This window comes from Erwinia tracheiphila (assembly GCF_021365465.1).
Lineage (GTDB): Bacteria > Pseudomonadota > Gammaproteobacteria > Enterobacterales > Enterobacteriaceae > Erwinia > Erwinia tracheiphila.
This window is the reverse complement of record NZ_CP089932.1, coordinates 2,611,111-2,634,049: the sequence shown is the minus strand read 5'-3', so window position 1 is coordinate 2,634,049 and position 22,939 is coordinate 2,611,111. Positions and strand designations below refer to the sequence as shown.

19 protein-coding genes and 6 pseudogenes are annotated in these 22,939 nt (G+C 50.3%); 7 read left to right on the top strand and 18 right to left on the bottom strand.

Annotated elements, in window-relative coordinates; all coding sequences use genetic code 11:
* Positions 1–65 precede the first annotated feature (65 nt).
* Both gstA and LU633_RS13960 read right to left on the bottom strand, forming a co-directional pair.
* Positions 66–668, bottom strand: coding sequence for a glutathione transferase GstA (gstA, locus tag LU633_RS13965; RefSeq protein WP_016169794.1), 603 nt, complete (start codon positions 666–668; stop codon positions 66–68).
* 206 nt (positions 669–874) lie between these two features.
* Positions 875–1,018, bottom strand: a pseudogene (locus LU633_RS13960) (hypothetical protein); the annotation flags it as partial.
* A 3-nt stretch (positions 1,019–1,021) separates the two neighbouring features.
* Here LU633_RS13960 and LU633_RS13955 point away from each other — a divergent pair.
* Positions 1,022–1,760: pseudogene (locus tag LU633_RS13955) on the top strand (GMC family oxidoreductase N-terminal domain-containing protein); the annotation flags it as partial.
* 210 nt (positions 1,761–1,970) lie between these two features.
* Positions 1,971–2,645, top strand: a pseudogene (locus LU633_RS13950) (GMC oxidoreductase); the annotation flags it as partial.
* Positions 2,646–2,752: 107 nt separating this feature from the next.
* Here the strand turns inward: LU633_RS13950 and LU633_RS13945 are convergent.
* The 11 genes from LU633_RS13945 to LU633_RS13895 form a co-directional block, all read right to left on the bottom strand.
* On the bottom strand, positions 2,753–3,571 hold the full coding sequence (locus LU633_RS13945) for a hypothetical protein (protein WP_016169792.1): 819 nt from the start codon (positions 3,569–3,571) through the stop codon (positions 2,753–2,755).
* Between the two features lie 328 nt (positions 3,572–3,899).
* Positions 3,900–4,532 (bottom strand): endonuclease III, encoded by a 633-nt coding sequence (gene nth / locus LU633_RS13940; RefSeq protein ID WP_016169791.1) that lies wholly within the window; start codon positions 4,530–4,532, stop codon positions 3,900–3,902.
* Positions 4,529–5,224, bottom strand: a complete 696-nt coding sequence (locus tag LU633_RS13935) for an electron transport complex subunit E (RefSeq protein WP_016169790.1) — start codon at positions 5,222–5,224, stop codon at positions 4,529–4,531. Before LU633_RS13935 ends, nth begins: the two co-directional genes overlap by 4 nt.
* Positions 5,217–5,849 (bottom strand): electron transport complex subunit RsxG, encoded by a 633-nt coding sequence (gene rsxG, locus LU633_RS13930; RefSeq protein ID WP_016169789.1) that lies wholly within the window; start codon positions 5,847–5,849, stop codon positions 5,217–5,219. Before rsxG ends, LU633_RS13935 begins: the two co-directional genes overlap by 8 nt.
* Positions 5,849–6,910 carry an electron transport complex subunit RsxD gene (rsxD, locus tag LU633_RS13925; protein ID WP_016169788.1) on the bottom strand — a complete coding sequence of 354 codons (1,062 nt, stop codon included), beginning with the start codon at positions 6,908–6,910 and terminating at the stop codon, positions 5,849–5,851. The genes rsxG and rsxD overlap by 1 nt, the downstream gene beginning before the upstream one ends.
* Positions 6,911–8,710 carry an electron transport complex subunit RsxC gene (gene rsxC / locus LU633_RS13920; RefSeq protein ID WP_016169787.1) on the bottom strand — a complete coding sequence of 600 codons (1,800 nt, stop codon included), beginning with the start codon at positions 8,708–8,710 and terminating at the stop codon, positions 6,911–6,913.
* Entirely contained in the window at positions 8,703–9,278 is a 576-nt protein-coding gene (rsxB, locus tag LU633_RS13915) for an electron transport complex subunit RsxB (RefSeq protein ID WP_016169786.1), read from the bottom strand. The genes rsxC and rsxB overlap by 8 nt, the downstream gene beginning before the upstream one ends.
* Positions 9,278–9,859 (bottom strand): electron transport complex subunit RsxA, encoded by a 582-nt coding sequence (gene rsxA / locus LU633_RS13910; protein WP_016169785.1) that lies wholly within the window; start codon positions 9,857–9,859, stop codon positions 9,278–9,280. The genes rsxB and rsxA overlap by 1 nt, the downstream gene beginning before the upstream one ends.
* A gap of 797 nt (positions 9,860–10,656) precedes the next feature.
* On the bottom strand, positions 10,657–11,697 hold the full coding sequence (locus LU633_RS13905; protein ID WP_046371899.1) for an IS481 family transposase: 1,041 nt from the start codon (positions 11,695–11,697) through the stop codon (positions 10,657–10,659).
* A gap of 142 nt (positions 11,698–11,839) precedes the next feature.
* On the bottom strand, positions 11,840–13,048 hold the full coding sequence (locus LU633_RS13900; RefSeq protein WP_046371898.1) for an IS256 family transposase: 1,209 nt from the start codon (positions 13,046–13,048) through the stop codon (positions 11,840–11,842).
* 201 nt (positions 13,049–13,249) lie between these two features.
* On the bottom strand, positions 13,250–13,531 hold the full coding sequence (locus tag LU633_RS13895) for a hypothetical protein (RefSeq protein ID WP_233481920.1): 282 nt from the start codon (positions 13,529–13,531) through the stop codon (positions 13,250–13,252).
* Positions 13,532–13,592: 61 nt separating this feature from the next.
* On the opposite strand from LU633_RS13895, the pseudogene LU633_RS13890 reads away from it, so the two are divergent.
* Positions 13,593–14,757, top strand: a pseudogene (locus LU633_RS13890) (IS3 family transposase).
* Positions 14,758–14,997: 240 nt separating this feature from the next.
* Here LU633_RS13890 and LU633_RS13885 read toward each other — a convergent pair.
* Positions 14,998–15,204, bottom strand: coding sequence for a hypothetical protein (locus tag LU633_RS13885; protein ID WP_040465252.1), 207 nt, complete (start codon positions 15,202–15,204; stop codon positions 14,998–15,000).
* On the opposite strand from LU633_RS13885, the pseudogene LU633_RS13880 reads away from it, so the two are divergent.
* From LU633_RS13880 to LU633_RS13870, 3 genes and pseudogenes are all read left to right on the top strand, one after another.
* A pseudogene (locus LU633_RS13880) lies at positions 15,185–16,352 on the top strand (type II secretion system protein GspD); the annotation flags it as partial. The gene LU633_RS13885 and the pseudogene LU633_RS13880 overlap by 20 nt on opposite strands.
* Before the next feature lie 339 nt (positions 16,353–16,691).
* Positions 16,692–17,366: a hypothetical protein gene (locus tag LU633_RS13875; RefSeq protein WP_046371895.1), complete on the top strand. Its 675-nt coding sequence runs from the start codon at positions 16,692–16,694 to the stop codon at positions 17,364–17,366.
* A gap of 11 nt (positions 17,367–17,377) precedes the next feature.
* Positions 17,378–17,803: a WapI family immunity protein gene (locus LU633_RS13870; protein WP_016169781.1), complete on the top strand. Its 426-nt coding sequence runs from the start codon at positions 17,378–17,380 to the stop codon at positions 17,801–17,803.
* Positions 17,804–17,926: 123 nt separating this feature from the next.
* Here LU633_RS13870 and LU633_RS13865 read toward each other — a convergent pair whose 3' ends face one another.
* The 3 genes from LU633_RS13865 to LU633_RS25795 form a co-directional block, all read right to left on the bottom strand.
* Positions 17,927–18,169 (bottom strand): hypothetical protein, encoded by a 243-nt coding sequence (locus LU633_RS13865; protein ID WP_016169780.1) that lies wholly within the window; start codon positions 18,167–18,169, stop codon positions 17,927–17,929.
* Positions 18,170–18,236: 67 nt separating this feature from the next.
* Entirely contained in the window at positions 18,237–18,575 is a 339-nt protein-coding gene (locus LU633_RS13860; RefSeq protein ID WP_016169779.1) for a phage protein, read from the bottom strand.
* Positions 18,576–18,782: 207 nt separating this feature from the next.
* A complete protein-coding gene (locus LU633_RS25795; protein ID WP_016169778.1) occupies positions 18,783–18,911 on the bottom strand; it encodes a hypothetical protein in 129 nt (42 codons plus the stop codon).
* Between the two features lie 1,155 nt (positions 18,912–20,066).
* Here LU633_RS25795 and LU633_RS13855 point away from each other — a divergent pair.
* The gene (locus LU633_RS13855) at positions 20,067–21,107 is read left to right on the top strand and encodes an IS481 family transposase (protein WP_046371791.1); all 1,041 of its coding nucleotides are present in this window, start codon (positions 20,067–20,069) and stop codon (positions 21,105–21,107) included.
* 146 nt (positions 21,108–21,253) lie between these two features.
* On the opposite strand, the pseudogene LU633_RS13850 reads toward LU633_RS13855, so the two are convergent.
* A pseudogene (locus tag LU633_RS13850) lies at positions 21,254–22,461 on the bottom strand (IS256 family transposase).
* Between the last annotated feature and the right edge of the window lie 478 nt (positions 22,462–22,939).

Sequence of the window (22,939 nt, the reverse complement as noted above, 5' to 3'; positions counted from 1 at the left end):
ATATGCTCGCACCGGAAAAAATGCCGCCGGGCAGGAATTGACACCCGGCGGTCGGTGCTAATGTGTTATATTCCTTCCGCCTTTAACGCCTCTGACACCGCAGGGCGTTCTGCCACCCGGTCAGACCACGTATTGAGTGATGTGTGAGCGGATAAATCCAGCCCGACAACCGCAGCCCAGCGCAATACGGTGAACAGATACGCATCTGCCACGGTGAAATGCGAACCGGTCAGCCACTGTTTATCCTGTAGCTGATCTTCAACCCAGCTGAATTTTTGCGCGAGCTGATTTCGCAGGCCAGCTTTTAACTCTTCAGGCGTATCGGGCCGGAACAAAGGTGCGAAACCCTTGTGCAACTCGGTGGCGATGAAATTCAGCCACTCAATGGTGTGGTATCGGGCCGGGCTGCCCACTGGTGCCAGCAGCTGGCGATCCGGCTTGCAATCGGCCAGATACTGTACGATTGCAACGCCTTCAGTAAGGATACTGCCATCATCGAACTGCAACGTTGGCACCTGTCCTTTTGGATTAACTAATAAAAAGTCCTCTTCCTGCTCGGTCTTTTTGTTTTGCAAATCGACTTTGATCAGCGTGAAATCAATGCCGGTCTCACGTAAAACGATATGGGGTGAAAGTGAACAGGCCCCCGGCTTGTAGTAAAGCTTCATTGAATTGCTCCTTCAATTGCACGACTAACACAGTCTTCAGCTTAGTGTCGGTGGGTGGAAAAGTCAGCAGCGGGCAGGCGGATCTGTCGAATAATCTGTGAAGCAAAGCACTATTTGAACAGCCAGCGGCGTTTTGGGCGGGGTGCCGTCCTTGATAATACAGGGCTACATCGCTGCAGCCCTGTGAATGACAGCGTCAGAACCTGCTACGCATTACCCTTCGCCATTGAGTGGTCGTCCTGCGCCATCCGATTTAGTTTGGGTGCCGTCAGCAGCATAATCAGCGCTATCGCGGCGGTAACAATACCAATTTTCAGGAAAACATCGCTGTACACATGCAGGGATTGCAGTAAGGTCTGGGCGACTCCTCGCTGATCAATGGCATGTGTTATATACGCGGTAACGCTATGGACTACGATAACTGGGCGAAAAAAGCGGGGCTGGAAAGTTGGTCTTATCTCAATTGCCTCCCTTACTTTCGCAAAGCTGAAAAGCGTGATATCGGCGAAAATGACTGGCACGGTGGAGACGGCTACCTGAGTGTTACCACGCCGAAAGCGGGAAACAACCCGCTGTTTCGTGCCTTTATTGATGCGGCAAAACAGGCGGGTCATAATGAAACGGACGATCTGAACGGCTATCGTCAGGACGGTTTTGGCCTGATGGATCGCACCGTTACGCCGCAGGGGTGTTGTTCCAGCACCGCCAGAGGCTATCTGGACGTGGCAAAACAGCGCCCGAACCTGACCATCATTACCCATGCGCAAACCGATCGTATTCTGTTCAGCGGTAAAACCGCCACTGCCGTGTGCTGGATGCGTAATGGTAAAGCGTACCAGGCAAACGCCAGCCGTGAAGTTGCTCTGTGCGGGTGCGATTGCTTCGCCGCAGATCCTTCAGCGTTCTGGGGTTGGACCGGAAGAGTGGCTGCGAGAGCTTGATATCAACGTGGTACACGCTTTGCCCGGCGTTGGTCGAAACCTTCAGGATCACCTCGAAGTTTATATGCAATTTCGCTGTAAAAAGCCGGTCAGTCTTTACCCTTCGCTGCAATGGTGGAACCAGCTGGCTATCGGCGCGGAATGGTTGTTTAGGGGGTCTACGCCGCAAACCTGGATATTTCCGCAACCAGTAACGGCGGGGGTTGTCACGTAAACGACCGGTTGAGTGACAATCATGAAAACAACGATTCTGATGCTGAAAGTCGTCACATAACCCGTAATTTATTCAACGCCATGCAAATCATATGGTCTTTAGCTTTGGTGACGGAATTTTCTGGGGTTCAGGCGGACAACCCCGTTTAAAGGCACCGGCATCGGAGCCAGCAACCAGTTTGAGGCAGGGGGATTCATCCGCAGTGATGATCGGCCGGACTGGCCGGACCTGCAATATCACTTTTTGCCAGTTGCCATTAATTACAACGGTAGCAACCCGGTAAAAGAGCATGGTTTTAAGGCTCACGTCGGACCAATGCGCTCGCGCAGTCGGGGACGGGTTAAACTCACCTCGAAACACCCCTATGCTGCGCTGTCAATCTTCTTCAACTACATGTCTGAGCCGCGCGACTGGGAGGAATTCAGAAGCGCGGTGCGCCTGACGCGGGAAATCATGAAACAGCCTGCACTGGCGGAATATTGCGGCGAGGAAATCCAGCCCGGTGTCGCGGTGCAGAGCGACGAGCAAATTGACGCCTTCGTGCGTGAGCATGCAGAAACGGCCTATCATCCCTGCGGCAGCTGCGCGATGGGCTACGATGACATGGCAGTTGTGGATGCTGAAGGGCGGGTCCATGGAATAGCAGGCCGGCGGGTGGTGGATGCATCGATTATGCCGCAGATCACCACCGGAAACCTGAACGCGCCAACAGTGATGATTGCTGAAAAAATGGCCGACATCCTTCGTAGCCGAACCCCACTGCCCGCCTCTGGGGTCGATTACTACCGGCTTCAGCGCAATCTCGCGGCTGAAAACCTCTGACATTGTTTAATCCGGCAACGGAGTACCGGATTATTCTGTGCGCGGGTGATGTCGCATCCTGCCTGAGTTAAGAAGCAAACCAAGGGTTCCTGCCATTGAGCAGGGGGTTAGATTCCCGTAGAGACGGCAGCGGTGTCGCTGGTGGTTTTAGTGCTGTCAGCAGCAGACGAGCTGGTATTGGTACTGGCGGCAGCGGTATCGCTGGTGGTTTTATTGCTGTCAGTAGCAGACGAGCTGGTATTGGTACTGGCGGCAGCGGTGTTGCTGGTGGTTTTAGTGCTGTCAGCAGAAGACGAGCTGGTATTGGGGCTGGCGGCAGCGGTGTCGCTGGTGGTTTTAGTGCTGTCAGCAGCAGACGAGCTGGTATTGGTACTGGCGGCAGCGGTGTCGCTGGTGGTTTTAGTGCTGTCAGCAGCAGACGAGCTGGTATTGGGGCTGGCGGCAGCGGTATCGCTGGTGCTTTTGGCACTGGCGGACACCTGCGTCTGACCACCCTGTACTGGCACAGTCTCATCCGGTTTTTTGGCGGGTGGCGGCACCGCAGTGGGTGCGGTTTCTGTAAATGTTGGCTTATTTTTTACCACGGAATAGGTAACATGCTTAATCTGACCCGGTACCGCAGTCACGTCGATAGCCTGAATCGTCACGCGACCATAGCCTAACAGAGTCGAAACATAGCCGCCGACTTTATGCTTTCCTGAAGCCATATGTAATTCGGCGGTTTCACCGCGCACCAGCGGTTCGGCATCCTTACCATCAACCGTCACCATAATTAAAGAACCGTCATCGGTAAGGCTGTCAACGTGGGAGAAGGTCACCAGCGACGAACCGCTGGCAAAATCCTGTACCTGCGAAGTGGTTCGCTGCGCACAGCCCGTCAGCGTCAGCGCCGCCGTAATGGCAGCAAGCGTAAAGCGAAAAATCATTGTAACTCATACTCCTTAACGGTCAGTAAATCCTATTTTAAAGATGCAGGGCGGCTGATAACAGAGGGGAAATATTCAGGTTGTTCTTAAAATCATAAGTAAATGTGAAATGCCCTGACACTAACTCAAGGCCAGCGGGGTTGTTGACCGACACCCCGGCATTGTAGCGGGGAATATGACTGCGCCTGCTGGCGGGGCAGATTATCAGACGTGCGGTTTTTCAGTATGCGCGGAGGCGGGCCCGTTTTATGACGCAGACGGCCAGCAGGCGTCGTTAAATGGTTACCTGGTAAAGAGAGAAGAAGAACCCTGTGACACTATTGCGCAATCATTCCGCCTTATCGCCATATTCACACAAATCTTCAATCAGGCATGAGCTACAGCGGGGCTTACGGGCAATGCAGGTATAACGTCCGTGCAGGATTAGCCAGTGGTGGCAGTCGACCTTAAATGCCTTTGGCACCACTTTCAGCAGCTTTTCCTCCACCTGCTCAACGTTTTTACCCGGGGCAAAGCCGGTGCGGTTACTGACACGAAAAATATGGGTATCCACCGCGATGGTTGGCCAGCCAAAAGCGGTGTTGAGTACCACGTTAGCTGTTTTACGACCCACACCGGGCAGGGCCTCCAGTGCCTCCCGATTTTCCGGGATCTCGCCCTGATGTTTGTCCAGCAGGATACGGCAGGTTTTAATGACATTTTCCGCTTTGCTGTTAAACAAGCCAATAGTCTTGATGTACTCTTTTACGCCGTCAACCCCAAGTGCCAGCATTGCCGCTGGTGTGTTCGCCACCGGATAAAGCTTTGCGGTAGCTTTATTGACGCTGACGTCGGTTGCCTGCGCGGAGAGTAACACCGCAATCAGCAGTTCAAATGGCGTGGTAAAATTTAGCTCGGTGGTGGGATGGGGATTATTATCCCGCAGCCGCAGCAAAATTTGCTGACGTTTATCTTTATTCATAGAGCACCTGCTTTACCATCCAGCTCACGCTGTGCGGTCTGTTCAGCCTTGCGGGCCGCGCGCATCCGATTATCAATCAGGTATTTTGCTGCCAGCAGCATACCCAGCCCGATAAAGGCACCCGGCGGCAGCATGGCCAGCAGCATCGGCGAATCGAAATGCACCACCTGGATGCGCATCACTTTCGCCCAGGGGCCAAGTAGCTGATCGGCGCCGTTAAACACCGTGCCGTTACCGATAATTTCGCGTAGCGAACCGAGCACTACCATCACGCTGGTGGCACCCAGTCCAATTGCCATACCGTCCAGCGCGGAGAGCGGAACGCTACTGCGTGAGGCGACCGCTTCAGCGCGTCCCACCACAATGCAGTTAGTGACGATCAGCGGAATAAAAATGCCCAGCGACTGATAAAGACCGTGTGCATAGGCATTAATCAGCATCTCCACGCAGCTGACCACCGCCGCAATAATCATCACGTAAATTGGAATACGGATATCGGCGGGTACCCAGCGGCGCGAGGCGGAAATGGCACTGTTAGTGCAGGTCAACACCATGGTGGTGGCCAGGCCCAGACCCAGCGCGTTGGTGGCGGTTGAGGTCACTGCCAGCAGCGGGCACAGTCCCAGCAGCTGAACCAGCGCCGAGTTGTTTTTCCACAGTCCGCCGACCAGCAGCGTTTTAGCTTCACTCATTGGTTTCTCCACAGTCAGGCAGCAAATTAAGTCGCTGCGGTAGGGTTTCGACAAACAGGGTGGTGCGCTTTGCAGCATTCACCACCGCCCTTGGCGTAATGGTCGCACCGGTAAACTGATCAAAGTTGCCGCCGTCCTTCTTTACCGCGAAATGGGGGGCGTGCTGGCTTTTAATCTGCACGCCGTTAAACGAATTAATCCAATCGGAAATACGCAGTTCGATTTTGTCACCCAGTCCCGGTGTCTCATGGTGTTCAACCACGCGTACGCCGAGCACTTTACCTTTAAAATCAGCGCCGACAATCATCTGAATTGCACCAGAATAGCCGTCGGGCGCAGTGGTCTCAATGGCGACGGCCACGGGCTGATCGTCTTTACGCGCCAGATAGAGACGGTGCGGGCTGGCATTGCCCAGCGCCGGGTCAGTGACGCGGTAACATTCTTTCTGAATGGCATTATTGTATAGCTCTGGCGGAACCACCTGATCCAGCAGGATTTTCTGCTGTAGCGCCGTCTGGTGTTCAATGGTTGGCCTGGTCACTGTGTTGATCACGGCGGTTACGCCAGTGGTTACCGCAGCAAAGATAGCCAGAGTCACGCCATTTTTACGAATCGCATCCAGCATCACTTCTCCTTACGGTGGCCGTAAACGCGCGGCTGCGTATAGTAATCAATTAAGGGCACGGTAATATTCGCCAGCAGCACGGCAAAGGCTACGCCGTCTGGATAGCCGCCATAACTGCGGATCAGCCACACCAGCAAACCGATCAGCACGCCGTAAACCAGCCGACCCTTATTAGTGGTGGAAGCGGTAACCGGGTCTGTGACGATGAAAAAGGCACCGAGCATGGTGGCACCGGAGAACAGATGAAGCAGTGGCGACAGCAGCGACGTGGGCGAAATCAACCAGCCAATTGTCGAAAACAGTGCCAGCGACAGCAGGAAGCTGACCGGAATATGCCAGCGAATGCTGCGGGTAAACAGTAAAAACAGGCCGCCAGCCAGATACCCCAGATTGATCCATTGCCAGCCTGCACCAGCAATGACCCCGGAGTAAATCGGCCCGGCAAGGAGCTGTTCAGCGCTGTGTCCGGCCCGTAAGCCGGTCTTAAAGGTATCCAGCGGCGTGGCCTGGCTGACGCCATCAACATCCATCTGCAATTGTTGCATGGTGTGGCCGTCGGCAGTATGACCGTGGAAAATCACCCCGAGGGAATCAATGAAACCTGGCGTCAGTGTTTGCAGTGCTTCTGGCGGCAGCCAGCTGGTCATCTGTACCGGGAACGAGATTAGCAGCACCACATAGCCAACCATCGCAGGGTTGAACGGGTTCTGTCCCAGTCCACCATAGAGCTGTTTGGAAATGACGACGGCAAACAGCGTGCCAATCACGATCAGCCACCACGGTGCCAGCGGTGGAATGCTGATGCCTAACAGCAACGCAGTAAGCAGGGCGGAGTTATCACCCAGCGTTTTGGCCAGCGGCAACTTACGCAGCTTCAGAATTAGCGCTTCAGCACCGATTCCGGCGATGGCCGCGATGCCAACCTGAATCAGATTACCCCAGCCAAAAAAGTACCACTGGGCGGCTATACCAGGGATGGACGCGATAAGCACCAGCAGCATAATGGTGCTGGTGCTGCGATGATTATGAGTGTAGGGCGAACTCGCGATACGAAAAGCCATTTAGTCCTCTTGCATGGAATGCTGCGCTTTGCGCGGGTCGTCTGTGGGCGGTGCTGCTTCTGCCACATACGTTAATGCATCGGTAGTTGGCGTCGCGGTCTGTGCAGCTTTTTTCGCTTTAACTCGGGCGATAGCGGCTTCCACCACCGCTTTGCGCGGGTCGTCTGCCAGGCGCGTTGATGTTTCAGCCACTGGCTGCTGCCACGTGCTTTGCGCCAGTGCTTCGGCCTGATGTGCAGCAGCAGTCAGATTTTCCGACGTTAAATTGCCGTCTGTTCCGCTTGACTGCTGTTTTGCTTTAACTCGCGCCAGCGCAGCGGCAATCTCACCGCTCTCTTTATGACTTACGCTGTGTTTGGCCTGCTGATAACGGGATTCTCGGGCGGTTTTTTCACGTTCAAGTCGCTGCTGACGCGCCTCAAAACGGGCTTTAGCCTGCGCGGTGCGTTCGGTTTCGAGATCGATCGCGTGCAGTTCGGCTTTCTCCTGACGATAATACTGCACCAGCGGGATATTACTGGGACAGACCCAGGCGCAGGCACCGCATTCAATACAGTCGGCAATATTATGTTCCCGTGCCTTATCATGATCGCCGCCGCGGCTGTACCAGTAAAGCTGCTGCGGCAGCAGGGCAGCCGGACACGCATCGGCGCAGGCGCTACAGCGAATACAGGATTTTTCAGCAGGCTGTTCGCCCGTTTCGCTGGCGGACGGTGCCAGAATACAGTTGGTGATTTTGACCACCGGCACGTCCAGCGTTGGCAGCGTGAAGCCCATTAGCGGCCCGCCCATTATCACCATTTGCTCACTGGCGGGCGTGAAATTCGCATGGCGAAGCAGGTGACTGACAGGTGTACCAATACGCCCCCAGACATTACCAGGCTGACCCACCGATTCTCCGGTGAGCGTGACCACGCGCTCTGTTAGCGGCTCGCCATCAATGACGGCGCGCTTTACCGCATAGGCGGTACCGACGTTCTGCATGAGCACGCCGATATCCGTCGAACGGCCGCCGTGTGGCACCTCCAGCCCGGTCAGGATTTTGGTCAGCTGTTTAGCCCCGCCGGACGGGTACTTGGTGGGGATCACGCGTATTTGCAGATCAGTTGCCTTGCCAAGCGCTTTTTTCAGCGCGGTGATAGCCTGCGGTTTGTTATCTTCAATGCCAATCAGCACGCGTTCGGACTGCAGCAACCACGCCAGAATCCGGCTGCCTTCCAGCACCTCCTGCGCGCAATCCTGCATTAAACGATCGTCGGCGGTGATATAAGGTTCGCATTCTGCCGCGTTAATGATCAGCGTATTCACGCCGCGAATACCGCTTTTCAGCTTGGTTGCGGTAGGAAAGCCTGCGCCACCCAGTCCTGCCACGCCTGCCTGATGGATAAGGTTGATAATGTCGCTACGTTCGCGCTGCTGATAGTCCGCCAGCGGCTGGCGCTCGCACCAGCGATCTTCGCCGTCAGGCGTGATAAACACGCACATTTCGGCCAGCGCTGACGGATGGGCAATGGTGTGTGGTGCAATACGCGATACCGTGCCGGACGTTGGCGCATGAACCGGCAGCATTCGTCCCCGGCCAAAGGTAAGTGGCTGACCACGCAAGACCTTATCGCCGGAGCTGACCAGCAGCTCGCCTTCATGGCCGATATGCTGTTTGACCGGAATAATAAAGTGTGTCGGGAGCGGCAGCTGACGTAGTGACGTGCCGTTGGACTGGGTTTTCATCTCAGGCGGATGAATACCGCCATCGAAATCCCATAATTGATCTTTTTTAAACAGCCTGAACAGATTACGCATGGTGTTCCACTGGGATAACTCTGACCGGGATGGTTTTCAGGTCCCACTTCCAGTTGTCGGTCGTGGTTGCGACCGGACGCATTTCAATACAGTCGGTCGGGCAGGGGGTAATGCAAAGATCGCAGCCCGTGCAGACGTCGCTCAATACGGTGTGCATGGCACGTGTCGCGCCAACAATGGCATCAACCGGGCAGGCCTGAATACATTTGGTGCAGCCGATACAGTTCGCCTCATCAATCCAGGCGACTTTGCGTTCAGGCTCGCGGGCCGCTTCATCGCCTAGCGGCTGCGGTTCAATGTTGAGCAGCGTGGCCAGCTTGAGCATGGTCTGCTTCCCGCCGGGTGCACATTTGTTGATCATTTCACCGTTGTTGCCAACCGCATCCGCATAGGGCCGACAGCCGGGATAGCCGCACTGACCGCACTGGCTTTGCGGCAGGATCGCGTCAATCTGCTCGACGATGGGGTCATCTTCCACTTTGAACCGGCGTGAGGCGTAGCCCAGCAGACCGCCAAATAACAGCCCCAGCAGGCTTAATACTGCAATAGCAATCCACACCGCGCTCATCAGAATTTCACCAGTCCGCTGAAGCCCATAAATGCCAGTGCCATCAGTCCGGCCGTGACCAGCGCAATGGACGATCCTTTAAAGGGCGCAGGCACGTCGGCCAGCACCAGCCGCTCGCGAATGCCGGCAAACAGCACCATCACCAGCGAGAAGCCCAGGGATGCGCTGAAACCATACAGTGCGGCCTGCAAAAAAGAGTGGTTAAGATTGACGCTTAACAGTGGCACGCCAAGTACGGCGCAGTTGGTGGTGATCAACGGCAGAAAAATACCCAGCAGACGATAAAGGTCGGGGCTGGTTTTACGCACCACCATTTCGGTAAACTGCACCACTACTGCGATCACCAGGATATAGGCCATGGTGCGCAGGTAGATCAGATCCAACGGCAGCAGGATTAGATGATTCACCAGCCATGCACATATTGAGGCCAGCGTAATGACGAAAGTAGTGGCAAGCCCCATGCCTATAGCCGTTTCCAGTTTTTTGGAAACGCCCATAAAGGGGCAAAGGCCGAGAAACTTCACCAGAACGAAGTTGTTCACCAGCACTGTGCCAATAAAAAGAAGCAGGTAATCGGTCATTATTCCGCCTGACAAAAATGAGAGCGACCTATTATCGGGGATTCGTCGCCCGACGACAACATATCAATACTAAGGAGATCTTCTCACCAGGGCGCTGGTCAGTAAGATTATGAACAGCCAGGCAAGGGGAACGAGCAGCAGTCCGGCGATGCGTGGTTTTGAATCTGTCACAGGACGTCCTTCTGAGACGTCGAGTCATAGAGGGTTGTCCTTTGGTGTTAACTGGCTTGTTATTCATTTTAGTTGGCTTTAAGTGAATATTTATGTGATTTTAGATGACTATCTATTCATTCTATTGTGTCCTTATCTGTTAGTCACACCTCAAGTGACTCACTAAGTGAAGACAGTAAGTGACACAAGGCTGACCCAAAGCTGACCCAAAGAACGCCACAAGTAATCACATCATAAGTTATACCAAATGTTTAACGTAAAGAAGACCGTTAGTAACTGCCCTGTATTCACTCATGCAATCCGTAAAGCTAACAAAGTAATTACACACACTGACGCTGCTGGGGTCCTTCTTATTGTGGATGGACCGGAGGCCAGAAAGATGACAATGGGCCAACTTGTTGGATTATCTGTAGGTCCTGAGCTTGGTATGTAGGGTCTTGTTGGATGTTATGTTGATGGGCCTGAATGTCTCCTGTATCAGGTCGAATATAGGACACTGAATGGTGAAATCGGGGAGTTACTCATCGACCTGTATTCTTGATGAGGGTGGTAAATAACAATGATTAGATGTACTAGCTCAGACCTGATCTGACAGTTACCGGTTATTTATACAGGTGTCTGTCAGATTAAATCTGGTTCAGATTTTTTTCTGCCCAGACCCGTTTACCATCAAGTAAAGTTGCCATTGGCGTACGCCCGCAGCACATTTTACCCTGATGAGTTCGCTCATTATTGTAATGCCACAACCAGTTGTCCAGACCTGCCTGCAGGCTTTCCAGGTCTCCATATAACTTCTTGCGGAACGTAACCTGATAAAAATCCTGCAAAATGGTTTTATGGAAGCGCTCGCAGATACCGTTCGTCTGTGGAGACATCGCCTTCGTTTTCGTATGGTCGATATCGTTGATGGCCAGATAAAGCTGATAATCATGCTGCTCCACTTTACCACAGTACTCCGTACCCCTGTCGGTCAGTATTCTCAGCATCGGCAGTCCCTGAGCCTCGTAGAACGGCAATACGCGATCATTGAGCAGGTCGGCGGCGGTGATCGGCGTTTTACTTGTATACAGCTTGCAGTGTGCCACTTTTGAGTACGTATCCACAAACGTCTGCTGGTAGATACGGCCAACACCTTTCAGATTGCCAACGTAGAAGGTGTCCTGCGAGCCCAGATAACCCGGATGTGCCGTCTCGATTTCTCCGCTGGCCTCGTCATCGTGGGCCTTCTTCTCCAGCGCTGCGATTTGGGTATCGGTAAGCACAATGCCTTCTTTAGCGACTTTCTCCTCAAGCGCCTTCAGGCGTTTACGGAAGTTCTCCAGGTCGTGTCGTTGCCAGATGGAGCGCACGCCGCTGCCGGAGATAAACACGCCTTTTTTACGAAGTTCATTGCTAGTCCGATGCTGACCATGAGCCGGGAACTCAACGGCGTACTCAACAACCGCACGTTCCGTGGCCTCATCGGCGCGGTTCTTCAGGTTGGGTACCCTACGACTTTGATTAACCAGCGCATCAATACCGCCTTCTTCAGCCAGTTCCTGATAACGGTAAAACGTGTCTCGCGACACGCCCATGATCTTACAGGCTTTTGATACGTTACCGAGCTCTTCGGCCAGATTGAGTAAACCGGCTTTGTGTTTGATGATGGGATTGTTAGTATGAAGCATGAGAGTTACCTCGCGTTTTGTATAAGGATTCGACACCCATATCAAAACCGGTAACTCTCAACCTTTCAAGGCCCATTGTCAGATCAAGTCGCGACTAATACAGATTAGACCCTGTAAATAATTCTGTGTAACTGCCACCACGTCAAAGGTGAACGATCAGGCGGTCACCGAACTCAATAATAAAGCGGCTCATCGCCAGCCGACAGTTCTGGATCGGCATACTCCATTTTTTCGATGCCGACTGGATTGCCAGGTAAATAACCTTTCGCACTGAGTCATCCGTCGGGAATACCTTGCGTTTCTTAATGGCGGCACGGATCACGCTGTTCAGCGACTCAATGGCATTCGTGGTGTAGATAGCTTTTCGGATGTCAGACGGATAGCCGAAGAACGTATTGAGGTTTTCCCCGTGCGCACGCCAGCTTTTGCTGATTTGTGGATATTTGTCATCCCATTCTTCGGCGAACGCATCCAGCGCCATCCGTTCGGCCGCTTCTGTTGGTGCCTGATAAACGGTTTTCAGCCCGCCCGTGACCGCTTTGTAGTCCTTCCACGCCACGTATTTCAGGCGGTTACGCACCATGTGGATGATGCACAGCTGGATGTGAGTCTGTGGATAGACGCTGTTTATCGCATCCGGGAAGCCCTTCAGTCCATCCACGCAGGCAATCAGGATGTCCTGAAGGCCGCGATTTTTAAGTTGCGTCAGCACGTTCAGCCAGAACTTTGCACCTTCATTTTCAGCCAGCCACATCCCCGGAAGCTCTTTCCGGCCTTCGGTATTGATGCCCGGTGCCAGGAACACCGCTTTGTTAATCACGCTGCCATTCTGACGAACCTTAACAACAATACAGTCCAGATAAACAATGGGATAGAGCGCATCCAGCTGGCGATTCTGCCATTCGGCGACCTGCTCTTTAACGGCATCCGTGACTTTTGATATCAGGGGCGGTGACACATCAGCATCGTACATCTCTTTGAACGTATCGACGATTTCCCGCGTGGTCATGCCTTTGGCATACAAGGATAAAATCTGGCTGTCCATCTGCGTGATACGCGTCTGATTCTTCTTAATCAGCTGAGGTTCAAAGGTATTTTCCCGGTCGCGCGGCGTGTTTAGCCCGATTTCACCGTCGTCGCACAGCAGCGTTTTCGGAGAGTAGCCGTTGCGGGTATTGGTGCCGGTTTTAGGGGCATTTTTCTCATGCCCGAGGTGGTCAGTGAGTTCTGCATTGCGTGCCGTTTCAACGGTCAGCTTCGTGAGCATGCGGAAAAACTGATTAAGGTCGGCCTCAGTTTTGAGACCTTTGGCCAGTTCAGCAGCAAGGGCCTTAAGTTTCTTCTCGTCCATAATTTGCCTGTCTCTATTGTTGGAGTGAACATATCAAAAACAGGCAATTACACAATTTTAATTACAGTCTCCACAGGACTGTTTTTCTCCATCTGTCATATTGGTGCGCATAATGTGCCACACGTTATGTTAAAGAGGCCGCTGCGAAAATCGAATCCCGCAGCGGCCTCTTTAATATAACGTCATTGTGCGAACCTGTGCTTAATCAGTGCATTCCACTGTTGCTACTGTTCCGTAATAAGTAATGTAAAGAAAACTTCCATTTTTGAATTGTCCAACAGACGTGGATACTTTTACTCCATATATAACATTTACTTGTCTTCCTGCTGAACTGACGAAAGCATCATACACTTCCTGATGTTCATTTCTTTTGCGTTCCATAAATCCACGAATTAAACCTTTATCAGAAATTTCAATGGGATAGGTTTTTTCAATGAACCCATGTATTTCAACGACTTTCATGTTGGAAGGTTGTAGTGGCACACTGAATTTGTCCACCTGAGTTGAGGTGATATGCCCACCTCAAAATTTCACAGGTGAACCAATGAGCAAGGTATTTACTGCTGAATTTAAACTTGAAGCGGCAAAGCGGGGCCTCGACCAGCACTACACACACGGTGAAGCTGCTAAGGCGATGAATGTCAGTCTTTCTGCCATCAACCGGTGGGTAAAATCGTTACGTCTGCAGCGTCAGGGAAAAAAACATCGGGGCTGCCTGTCACTCCTGAGCAAACTGAACTCAGGGAAATGAGAAAACGTATACAGCGCCTTGAAATGGAAAACGAAATCCTAAAAAAGGCTACAGCGCTCTTGATGTCGGACTCCCTCAACAGTTCTCGATAATCGACAGTCTGAGGGCGCATTACCCGGTTGCCTCATTGTGCCGACTGTTCGGTGTTCACCGCAGCAGTTATCGCTACACACGTAAAAACAGTACTGAGCCTGATGCTGACCGTGCCGTTAAACGCCGTCTGGTCAGCGAGGTCTGGAACGCCAGTGGGGGTTCCGCCTGTGCCAGAAGTATCGCCACGATGGTCACGACAAAGGGCGTACAACTCGGTCGATGGCTGGCTGGTCGACTGATGAAAGAGCTGGGTATCACCAGTTGTCAGATACCGGGGCATAAATACAAACGTGGGGGCAATGAGCATGTTGAAATCCCGAATCTTCTTGCCCGGCAGTTTGCAGTGACAGAACCGAATCAGGTCTGGTGCGGTGATGTGACCTACATCTGGACGGGCAAACGGTGGGCTTATCTGGCCGTGGTGCTGGCTCTGTTTGCCCGTAAACCGGTGGGCTGGGCGCTGTCGTACTCACCAGACTCAGACCTCACTATAAAAGCACTTCAGATGGCATGGGAGCTACGGGGGCGGCCATCAGGCGTGATGTTCCACAGTGTTCAGGGGAGTCATTATACCAGTCGTCAGTACCGACAGATGCTGTGGGGCTACCGGAGCACACAGAGCATGAGTCGCCGGGGAAACTGCCGGGATAACAGTCCGATGGAGCGGTTCTTCCGTAGACTGAAGAGTGAATGGGTACCAACGACGGGCTACGAAAGCTTAGGGGAAGCACGGTTATCGATAATCCGATATATCACGGGGTACTACAGTGCTCTCAGGCCTCACTGGAATAACGGCGGCTTAACGCCAAATGAATCAGAGCGGCTGTTCCACGAACAGTCAGGTCGTGTGGCCAAAATTAGTTGACCACTACAGGTAATGTATCGGTAATTAACACTAAAATGTTGATATCCTTTTCTTTTTTTCTGTCTCTTTTCTGAGAGGGAGGGTAACTTATCTGGTATTCATTTTTCTGGCTTATCTGGCGGTGGAGGAAAATCCCCGTCCTGTAAAACGGGGGGTAGTCTCAGGATAACTACGGGCTATCAGACCATTCCAGCTCAGATAGCTCAATTTGAATCATAATCTTGCAGACAAAGATACTATTTATTTTTTTCCATTCTGCTTATTTTTTACTTTTTCTTCAGATAAAAGTTCGGCTGCTGCATCTTTATGATACTTATCAATAATATAAGTAAACAACCCTGTCCATTTGAAAGTTTTTCCCACCTTGTGGCTTACGTCTACAGCAAGCCTTTCAAGTCTTATCTGTCTGTCTGCGGTTATGTTGTAAGTTTTTCTATTGGAAGCCATTTCGCTGATATATACCGAAGTGCTGAAAGTGCCTTATATGCTTGACCCACAGCTTGTGAATGATGAGCGGATGCTGACGTTCAGGCTGACGCCGGATATTGATGAACGGGAATTCATAACCCGTTATTTTGAAAACATGAATATCCGCATATGGTCGAAGAAGGGTGTTGACTTCATCGCGCCTTACACACCGAAAGAGCCGGTTAAACCGCGCTACACATGGACTTATACGCCACAGTGCCGTTCAGTAGCTTATCTGTCTGATATTCTTGCTGGTTATGTTTCAGGCCCGTTTAATAACAGCGGCGCGGTGAGTTCTGATGGTGCGCTGAAAGGCTCGTCCGGGGCCAGCAACTAGATTAACCGTTCCGGGGATATTCTCGTTTATTACGGCACAAAAGAGGATATCGCCATTCTGAAAACGCTGGTAACCTCCGCCGGATACCATCAGTGACGAAGTGGTGGTGTCCGGCTATGTCTTTGAGGTGCAGACGGCGCAGTCTGACGGCTCCGGTATTCTTTTAGCGGCTAAAATCCTGTCTGATAAGTTCAGTGTATCGCTCGGTGCTGCCGGACTGGATAACTTCATCAACATCAGAACCGGCTCTGTGGATGCCATTTTTAACCTGCTGAAAACGGACAGCCGCTTTACCGTGGTCAGTGCGCCAAGGTTGCGGGTAAAAAATAATGCCTCTGCATCGTTCTCGGTGGGTTCTGATGTGCCGGTGCTGGGCAGTGTCACGGTGAATAATAATGTCACCACGCAATCGGTAGAGTATCGCTCCAGCGGGGTGCTGTTTAACGTGACGCCGTCACTAAAAAGCCGGACAATGGACCTTAAAATTGAGCAACAGCTTTCAAACTTTGTCACCACGGAAACCGGCGTCAATAACTCACCCACGCTTATCAAGCGTGATGTCACGACAGAAGTGAGCCTCGCTGATGGTGATATTATTATGCTGGGTGGTCTGGCTGAACAGAAAGACAGTACTGCCCGTTCCGGCTGGAGCTTTTTCGGTTCCCGCCCCCGTGAGAACAGCAAGACAGATATTATGGTCATGCTTCAGGTCAGAAAGGTTGACCGGAGCAGGGCGGCGCCCCACAGCGCCGCGAGGAGCGGAGACCTGTTCCGGGGCAACCTGAACTGATTCAGGGGGGGGGTAATTTAACGTACTATAAGATTGTCCGGTATCATATTGATGGTACTGAAGAAATTGTTTTTGATTCGCACGCATCAGGTACAGATTTACCAAAGTTAACGGGTGAGTGGCGGGTATTAGACGGGATTGAACAGGTCTGACTGGTGAGGTCAGGCCTGTTCATTTACTGCGGATTGACGTTTGATTCTGATTCGTTATGGAGTAAACGGATGGTTATGAATCAGCACCAATAGTAGCCAGTTGACGGCCAGTGTCAACGGGTGGTGTCGTGTTGAAGAAAGTGTTATATGATTTCTCTGGAGCTGATTAACCAGAAGGGAATATTTTATGACAACAGGATTTGCAGCCAGAGAAGAACCCGGTCGATATTATACATTTCAGTCCCGGTTGCCCCGGGGGGAATTTTTTGAAATCCGTCCGCGACTTTTACCCCACAATGCCAAACCCATAACCGATGACGAAAGCGGGATGTGTATCGGTTATTCCGTGTCACAGGCTCCCGGTCTTTGGCGAATTTATGACACCGATGGACTTTTTGTCAGACTGGAAGAAGCACCGCTGGAATCACCGCTGATTGACCCGATTGATATTGCGTTACTCGCAGCAGGTGTTTTTCGCATTTTTTTTGCGGGCAGGGCACTGTTGCAAAGCGGAGTCAGAACGGCCATCACGGTAAAACTCAGTCAGGGAACGGTCAGTTTCTTACGAAGCCAGTTAAAATTGGGTCTTTCAGCCCGTAATCTTAAAATGACAGAAACCGCTGCGAAGCATATGTATAACCCCGGACGCTATGTGCCTTTGCAGCTTCAGGAGAAAGCTATCCGCTATGGCAGGAGAACACCAGACCCCAGGAAATCCCCTGGCCTTTTTCGTTATGAAACAGAGATGTACAGGTTAGTTGAAGATAAATCCCGAAAAGGATATTACTTCTATAAACGTTTTATACTTGAAGTTGTAGTTCGTGAAAAAGACTGGACGGTCACTCATTTTTTATACAAGTGACGGAGTTTATTATGATAGAAATCGTAAGTGGTGCGAGGATATTACGTGTTTCTCCATTTGAAAGACAAAATACGCCAGAAGCTCCTGAATATGACTGGATAAGAACGTATATTGAATATAATCTCCCTGAGCTAAATACTCAGTATCAGGCATCCTTTAATTCTGGGGAACTAACTGATTTAAAACAAAAAATAAACTACATGCATCAAAGTTTACTCAATGGGATAAAACCGTCTGATGTGAATTTTGATAGCATGGAGAATCAACTAAATATTCATTTTATTCCAATGACTGATAATTCCGTTGCTGTAGAGTTGACTCTCAGGCCTGAAAATCCGGCTGAAAGCGTCATCATAAAAGATTTTTTTGGCATAGATGAGAGCTACTTTCCAGCGTTGCTGTCCGGCCTTGACGAGATGATTCACTGGCAGAACTGACCGGGACCGCCTTCCTGTGGCGAAGGTGCGCATAATGTACGACTCGTTATGTTGAAAAGGCCGCTGCGAAAATCGAATCCCGCAGCGGCCTCTTTAGCATAACGTCATTGTACGAACCAATATTCAATCAATGCACTCTACTGTGGCAACTGTCCCGTAATAAGTAATATAAAGAAAACTTCCATTTTTGAATTGTCCTGCTGATGTAGAGACTTTCACTCCATATATGACATTCCCTTGCCTTCCTGCCGAATTTACGAAAGCATCATACGCTTCCTGATGTTCATTTCTTTTTCGTTCCATAAATCCACGAATTAAACCTTTATCAGAAATTTCGATAGGGTAGGTTATTTTCAATAAACCCATGAATTTCAATGACTTTCATGTTGGATGGTAATGTATCCGTGCTTAATACTAACATATTGATTTCCTTTTACTTTTTTGCTACCATTCTTCTTCTGCGAGAACCATCTGGTTTGAATCTATCAGGAACATTAATTTCCTGTTTTTTCTGACTTACAAGCTTAACCCATTGCCTTTTTATATTGTCGTCGTCACTTTTTTCTGCATTTATGGCTAATATTATTTCATCCGCATCAATACCTAATGCTTCAGCAACTCTTAGACATTTATCACTGGCTAACCAGCATTTCCCGTATTTTAACGTTGTTATATATTGACGGCTTACATCCAGATATTCTGCTATTTTTATATTGGTATTTAATCTTGTGTATCTTTTTAGATCTAAAATGTAATCGTATAATTTTCGCATGCCTTAACTCCTGTACACATTCTGACCGCGTAGCGGTTCGGGGTTCAGTGACACCCGAACTTTACCGTGGTTTCCCACGGTATTTTTACTTTTTCCCCTTCGGCTGGGGAAGGTTTAGCATTTTCAGCGTTTCTTCTTCTGTGTAGCTGTAACGTTTGGTTTTGACACTGTTTATTGTGCGATCCAGATTCAGTAAGTCTATAAATTTTATTCAAGAAAAACAACATGATCTTTATCTATGTCTCGGATCGCGGCCATCAGGCGGATCTTCGCCGCCGCTTCACCTGCTTCATGGCCTTGTAACTTAAAATCCACACCGTAACCAAAAGCAGTCATATCTTCGCCAAGGCTCTCAGGTAGAGGAAGGGTTGACTCACCGAATGCTAACCATACCGGGTTTTTCCCTGTCGCTTTAGCTATTTTACTGATTTATATTAATTTTGGTTCTCTTTCTCCAGAAGCCAGCCGTTTAAGGGTACTGACGCTGATACCTGTTTCATTCTCGATATCGTAATATGTGAAATTTTGGATGATAGACAGACGTATACGTTCTGCACACTCTTTGTCTACTGCCATATCTGCTGCCTTCTCATGCTGATTGCAAAGTCTCAATTTTAACCTCCATTTTTCATGGCTGAACTCATAGGGTCAGTTTTGATATTTACTGGTGTCAATACCATTGACGTTTCTATATTGAGCCTTGCGGTTCATCCTGAATGATTGAGAGATTCTATGTTTTACGACTGGCTAACTATCGAACAGGATTTCGGCTATCAGTTGCCGATACTGAGCGATGTAGCTTATCAGCGTATACATCTTGAAAGCGGTGAGGCTTCAGCACTCAGCCAGCCTACCTTTCAGCATAAAGGATCTTTCTGTGATGTAATTTCAATCTCGATACGGGGTTCATCGTTGAAGGTATCAGGGAATCCGTCACGGTGGGGGAGGCTCGATAATCTTTTTGGGCTTAAAAGTGTTGATGCCTGCGTTGCTGTTTATAACGAGATCCTTACTTCACTTGGTTTACCCGTTTTTACTAAATGTACTCGCCTGATGCCCCGGCAGGGAAAAGAAAGGGAAAAGAAAATGAATCGGTTTCAATGGTCGCTGATGGAGCGTGTATCAGAGAAGTGCATATTACTTCGAATCGTTCTGTTGGGAAAGATAATGAGGATGCTTATATATCTGGCTTATCTACATTACCATACAGGAATAGCGTTCCGTGTCTTCACAGCAATGGTAAGTCTGTAGACTGGTTATCAAAAAAAGGAAATGCGAGTCTTATTTATCCAACCGTATATAACAAGGCACATGAGCTTACATTACATTCATTACAAAAAATAAAATCAAAATTTGGTGAAAGCTCTAAAGAACACAATTACATTAATATGTATTAGTCGCGACTTGATCTGACACTGGACCTTGAAAGGTTGAGAGTTACCGGTTTTGATATGGGTGTCTAATCCTTAAACAAAACGCGAGGTAACTCTCATGATTCATACTAACAATCCCATCATCAAACACAAAGCCGGCCTGCTCAATCTCGCCGAAGAACTCGGTAACGTATCAAAAGCCTGCAAGATCATGGGCGTGTCACGCGACACGTTTTACCGTTATCAGGAACTGGCTGCTGAAGGCGGCATCGATGCGCTGATTAACCAGAACCGCCGCGTCCCCAACCTGAAGAACCGCGCCGACGAAGCCACTGAACGCGCTGTTGTTGAATATGCCGTTGAGTTCCCGGCCCACGGGCAACACCGGACCAGTAATGAGCTGCGTAAAAAAGGCGTGTTTATCTCCGGTAGCGGCGTGCGCTCCATCTGGCAACGGCACGACCTGGAGAACTTCCGTAAACGCCTGAAGGCACTTGAGGAAAAGGTCGCCAGAGAAGGCATCGTGCTTACCGACGCTCAAATCGCAGCGCTGGAGAAGAAGGCCCACGATGACGAGGCCAGCGGAGAAATCGAAACTGCTCACCCGGGTTATCTCGGGTCGCAGGACACCTTCTACGTGGGCAATCTGAAAGGTGTGGGTCGTATCTACCAGCAGACGTTCGTGGATACGTACTCGAAAGTGGCACACTGCAAGCTGTATACGAGTAAAACGCCGATCACCGCCGCAGACCTGCTCAATGATCGCGTACTGCCGTTCTACGAGGCTCAGGGACTGCCGATGCTGAGGATCCTGACCGACAGGGGAACGGAGTACTGTGGTAAGGTGGAGCAGCATGATTACCAGCTGTATCTGGCCATCAACGATATCGACCATACAAAAACGAAGGCGATGTCTCCGCAGACGAACGGCATCTGCGAGCGCTTCCATAAAACTATTTTGCAGGATTTTTATCAGGTTACGTTCCGTAAGAAGTTATACGAAGACCTGGAGAGCCTGCAAACGGATCTGGACAACGGGTTGTGGCATTACAATAATGAGCGAACTCATCAGGGAAAAATGTGCTGCGGGCGTACGCCAATGGCCACGTTACTTGATGGTAAACGAGTCTGGGCAGAAAAAAATCTGAACCAGATGTAATCTGACAGACACCTGTATAAATAACCGGTAACTGTCAGATCAGGTCTGAGCTAGTACAATTAATAAAATAATTGAATATTGCTCTGACAATGGAATAGTCAGATTGACACCTACCCTGTAAATAATTCTGTGTAACTGCCACCACGTCAAAGGTGAACGCTCAGGCGGTCACCGAACTCAATAATAAAGCGGCTCATCGCCAGCCGCCAGTTCTGGATCGGCATACTCCATTTTTTCGATGCCGACTGGATTGCCAGGTAAATAACCTTTCGCACTGAGTCATCCGTCGGGAATACCTTGAGTTTCTTAATGGCGGCACGGATCACGCTGTTCAGCGACTCAATGGCATTCGTGGTGTAGATAGCTTTTCGGATGTCAGACGGATAGCCGAAGAACGTATTGAGGTTTTCCCCGTGCGCACGCCAGCTTTTGCTGATTTGTGGATATTTGTCATCCCATTCTTCGGCGAACGCAGCCAGCGCCATCCGTGCGGCCGCTTCTGTTGGTGCCTGATAAACGGTTTTCAGCCCGCCCGTGACCGCTTTGTAGTCCTTCCACGCCACGTATTTCAGGCGGTTACGCACCATATGAATGATGCACAGCTGGATATGTGTCTCGGGATAAACGCTGTTTATCGCATTCGGGAAGCCCTTCAGTCCGTCCACGCAGGCAATCAGGATATCCTGAAGGCCGCGATTTTTCAGCTCTGTCAGGATGTTCAGCCAGAACTTCGCGCCTTCATTTTCAGCCAGCCACATCCCCGGCAGTTCTTTCTGACCTTCGGTATTAATGCCCGGCGCAAGGAAAACGGCTCTGTTTATCACGCTGCCATTCTGACGAACTTTTACGACAATACAGTCCATATAAACAATGGGATAAAGTGCATCCAGCTGCCGGTTTTGCCACTCAGCAACCTGTTCTTTTACGGCATCGGTGACTTTAGATATCAGGGTGGGTGAGACATCGGCGTCATACATCTCTTTGGACGTGGCAACAATTTCACGCATGGCCATTCCTTTGGCGTACAGGGGTAAAATCTGGCTGTCCATCTGCGTGATACGCGTCTGGCTCTTCTTAATCAGCTGAGGTTGAAGGTGTTTTCGCGGTCACGCGGTGTGTTCAGCTCAATCTCGCCATCATCGCAAAGCAGCGTTTTTGATGCGTAGCCATTGCGGGTGTCAGAGTCTTTTTTGGGCGCGTTTTTCTCATGCCCGAGGTGGTCGGTCAGTTCAGCATTGAGCGCCGTTTCGACGGTGAGCTTCGTCAGCATTCGGGAAAACTGGTTAAGGTCAGCTTCGGTTTTAAGACCTTTAGCCCGTTCAGCCGCAAGGGCTTTAAGTTTCTTTTCGTCCATAATTTGCCTGTCCTCGTTGTTGGAGTGAACATATCAAAAACAGGAAATTACACAATTTTAATTACAGTCTCGACAATAATAAGTAAGTTAGCCCTGTATCATCATCAATGATGGTACAGGGCTAATATTCACGTAGCTACTACGGTATCAATAGTTTTGGCCATCTTATATGCACGGTAATTTTTTAAAGAAGGCGGTTTTATTGAAACATCAACTTGTTACGCCTGTCATTCATATCATTGGCATATTGTTTCAGGGCATTTACCATTAAATACACTTTATTGTCGGCTGTTAATTTTTATGCCAATTAGCCGTGTCAAATATCGTCAGAACTGCTGATTTTTAGACAAAACCGGTCTGGGCAGGGGCAAAGGCCAGCGATTTCATAAATTGACATGATGCTTCCTCTGTAGAGGACACGTCCTTATGCTAAGTGCAGGCTCTTTTCCACGCCGTCATTCAGTGAAATTAATACGCA

Excerpts from the sequence above, each read along its gene's own strand:
- gstA (WP_016169794.1), bottom strand. The coding sequence starts at position 668 with ATGAAGCTTTACTACAAGCCGGGGGCCTGTTCACTTTCACCCCATATC.
- LU633_RS13945 (WP_016169792.1), bottom strand. The coding sequence starts at position 3,571 with ATGATTTTTCGCTTTACGCTTGCTGCCATTACGGCGGCGCTGACGCTG.
- nth (WP_016169791.1), bottom strand. The coding sequence starts at position 4,532 with ATGAATAAAGATAAACGTCAGCAAATTTTGCTGCGGCTGCGGGATAAT.
- LU633_RS13935 (WP_016169790.1), bottom strand. The coding sequence starts at position 5,224 with ATGAGTGAAGCTAAAACGCTGCTGGTCGGCGGACTGTGGAAAAACAAC.
- rsxG (WP_016169789.1), bottom strand. The coding sequence starts at position 5,849 with ATGCTGGATGCGATTCGTAAAAATGGCGTGACTCTGGCTATCTTTGCT.
- rsxD (WP_016169788.1), bottom strand. The coding sequence starts at position 6,910 with ATGGCTTTTCGTATCGCGAGTTCGCCCTACACTCATAATCATCGCAGC.
- rsxC (WP_016169787.1), bottom strand. The coding sequence starts at position 8,710 with ATGCGTAATCTGTTCAGGCTGTTTAAAAAAGATCAATTATGGGATTTC.
- rsxB (WP_016169786.1), bottom strand. The coding sequence starts at position 9,278 with ATGAGCGCGGTGTGGATTGCTATTGCAGTATTAAGCCTGCTGGGGCTG.
- rsxA (WP_016169785.1), bottom strand. The coding sequence starts at position 9,859 with ATGACCGATTACCTGCTTCTTTTTATTGGCACAGTGCTGGTGAACAAC.
- LU633_RS13905 (WP_046371899.1), bottom strand. The coding sequence starts at position 11,697 with ATGCTTCATACTAACAATCCCATCATCAAACACAAAGCCGGTTTACTC.
- LU633_RS13900 (WP_046371898.1), bottom strand. The coding sequence starts at position 13,048 with ATGGACGAGAAGAAACTTAAGGCCCTTGCTGCTGAACTGGCCAAAGGT.
- LU633_RS13885 (WP_040465252.1), bottom strand. The coding sequence starts at position 15,204 with ATGGCTTCCAATAGAAAAACTTACAACATAACCGCAGACAGACAGATA.
- LU633_RS13875 (WP_046371895.1), top strand. The coding sequence starts at position 16,692 with ATGACAACAGGATTTGCAGCCAGAGAAGAACCCGGTCGATATTATACA.
- LU633_RS13870 (WP_016169781.1), top strand. The coding sequence starts at position 17,378 with ATGATAGAAATCGTAAGTGGTGCGAGGATATTACGTGTTTCTCCATTT.
- LU633_RS13865 (WP_016169780.1), bottom strand. The coding sequence starts at position 18,169 with ATGGGTTTATTGAAAATAACCTACCCTATCGAAATTTCTGATAAAGGT.
- LU633_RS13860 (WP_016169779.1), bottom strand. The coding sequence starts at position 18,575 with ATGCGAAAATTATACGATTACATTTTAGATCTAAAAAGATACACAAGA.
- LU633_RS25795 (WP_016169778.1), bottom strand. The coding sequence starts at position 18,911 with ATGACTGCTTTTGGTTACGGTGTGGATTTTAAGTTACAAGGCCATGAA.
- LU633_RS13855 (WP_046371791.1), top strand. The coding sequence starts at position 20,067 with ATGATTCATACTAACAATCCCATCATCAAACACAAAGCCGGCCTGCTC.